Raw genomic sequence first — 2142 nt, 5'->3', positions numbered from 1 at the left:
AGCTGGCCCAGCATCTCGGCCTTGGTGTCGGTCTGGTCGGCAGTCGCGGCAGTGACGCGCTGCTGGGCCTCAACCGCGGCCGCAGCGGTGGCCATGGCCACGCGGCGGCGCTTCGCGAGCGCGGCCTTGCGCTTGCGTTCGCCCTTCTTGGGACGCACGCGCCACGCCTGCTCGGCGGTGTTGCGCTGGCGCTCGAGCGTCGCGACCTCGTCGCGCAGCCGCTCAAGCTCGGCACCCTCCTGGCGCAATTCGGCGCGGAGAACGCGCAGGCGCTCGTTACGGGCCCTGATTTCATCGTTCTGCTTCACACGGTCGGCATGCCCGATCAGGCCGACGCCACCCTCGTGAATCGTCGGTTCCTCGGCCAGACCTCTTTCCTTATTACTGCGATGGTCGATGACCTGTGGCACAACGCCCACCGCCGCGGCCGCGGCTGCCAGATGCCTGTTGGCGATTTTCGCCCAGGCCTCGCGCACCTCGTCCATCTCCTCGCGGCCCACGGCGTAGGCGCTCTGCCCCTCCCTGCGGTGCATCTGCACTGGCCTCTTGCTGGTCCTATCCTTGGTGCCAAGCCCCTCGGCCTTGGCCTGCTTCATGGTCCTGCGCTGGCCGTCCTCGAAGTTGTACAACTTTTGCCACCCCGCGGCCTTGGCCGACTTCCACTCCGTCGCGCGGATGGGCATACGGTCCCCGTGTTCGTTCTCGCAGAGATAGAAGCACTGGCCCGTCTCGTCCTTGGTTTTCTGCACGAAACCGTCTGCTTCAAGGTCGAGCGCGGACACCAATATATGCGCGTGTGGGTTGCCGCCATGGGCGCTGTCGTGGATCGCCCAGTCGCAGGCCTTCGCGGGGAACAGGGCGCAGAAGTCCCGCACGCAGGCGCGGCGCCCGTCCTCGTCGAGCTCGATCGGCAGCGCGAATTCGTAGCGTTTCGCGACGAGCGTCTTGCCGCCGCCGCCCTCGACCCAGACGCGCTCGGCCTCGTTCCAGAGCTCGCCGCGGCCCACGGGCGGGACGCCGGCGGGAAGGGCAAGGCCCTCGTCCAGGACGCGTTCCTTTCTGGCGTAGTCGCAGACCTCGCCCGTGCGCTCCTCTATGAGTGTCTGGCCTGACTGGTAGGCAGCCTTCTTGACGGCCCCCGCCCCGGTGGCAGGGGAGCAGCCGCGCACGTTCAGGTGATAGATAGCCATCGGTCGAGTTCCTTTCTTGGCAAAGGGCGCAGTCGCGCCCTGCGCAGCGGTGCTGGTGCCATGAGCCGCGGTCGGCGAATGGCGCTGGCAGCGCGGAGCGCAAGGGAGCGGGACGCGACCGCGCAGCCCCTCCACCGTGGACGTGAGCCGCCCAAGGCGAACGGGCGCGATGGAGTGGGCGGAGAGCCGTCCGCAGGACCGCACGCCACGCTGGACTTTTGCCGCGGCAAAAGTACTGCGAAGTGCGCACTACCTCTGGTAGTGACGAGTCCCACTAGTGAAATTGTACGGCGCATTGGGGTAAACTTGCAAGTGAATGACACCCCACGACAAGCAAGGAGAACGGGCATGACGACATCCATCAGCGAGCAGATCGCGAAGAAGAGGGCGGCTGCGGAGAAGAAGGCCGCCGAGGCTGCGGCGATCAAGAAGGAGATCAGGAAGCTCGAGCAGAGGCAGGCGGCGGCCGAGCGCAAGGCGAGGACGCACCGCCTGGTCGAGGTTGGTGCCATCTTTGAACAGGCCACGGGCCTCACGTTCGACACCGAGGACAGCCGCGCCATCCTGTCCGAGGTCCTGAACCAGCGCCTGCGGTACAACGACGGCAGCACATCGACCCGAGGCGAGGACATCGCCGCGGCCTGCGGCAGCAGGCAGGGCGGGGGCCAGCAACAGTGAACGTGAAACTCTATTACGCGCCCGAGCGTGACACGGCGGGGCGCCCCGTAACCTACTCAGACGGAGGAAGGTTCGCCGGGTTCGTTCGCCGCGGCAGGATCGAGAGCTATTACACCAGGGCCGACGGCAGCGCAGCGATCACCATGGAATACTTGGGCGTCTCCCCTGACGGCCTGAAAGTCGAACTGTGGTCGGCACTTGAGGACGATCCCGGCGACGCACTCGACAGCCGCGCCGCCGCCTGCGGCGATGAGCGCGGGTACGCCGCGGCGTC

General features: G+C 67.2%; 3 protein-coding genes. 2 read left to right on the top strand and 1 reads right to left on the bottom strand.

The features are described 5' to 3' along the window. Positions 1–1190 (bottom strand): MobA/MobL family protein (locus tag AB5Z25_RS10820; RefSeq protein WP_368135578.1); only part of this gene is annotated, 1190 nt, incomplete at its 3' end. Between the two features lie 348 nt (positions 1191–1538). Here AB5Z25_RS10820 and AB5Z25_RS10815 point away from each other — a divergent pair. Together AB5Z25_RS10815 and AB5Z25_RS10810 are read left to right on the top strand one after the other, a co-directional pair. Next, positions 1539–1868, top strand: coding sequence for a hypothetical protein (locus AB5Z25_RS10815; RefSeq protein ID WP_368112890.1), 330 nt, complete (start codon positions 1539–1541; stop codon positions 1866–1868). A 2-nt stretch (positions 1869–1870) separates the two neighbouring features. After that, on the top strand, positions 1871–2142 hold a 272-nt coding region (locus AB5Z25_RS10810), incomplete at its 3' end, for a hypothetical protein (protein WP_368135577.1).

It is taken from the genome of Collinsella aerofaciens (genome assembly GCF_040910325.1).
Classification (GTDB): domain Bacteria; phylum Actinomycetota; class Coriobacteriia; order Coriobacteriales; family Coriobacteriaceae; genus Collinsella; species Collinsella aerofaciens_BL.
Note: the sequence above shows the minus strand (reverse complement) of the source record. Positions and strands in the feature narration are given on the sequence as shown.

Bases quoted from the DNA above. Each gene is read 5' to 3' on its own strand.
- AB5Z25_RS10815 (WP_368112890.1), top strand. From the start codon at position 1,539: ATGACGACATCCATCAGCGAGCAGATCGCGAAGAAGAGGGCGGCTGCG.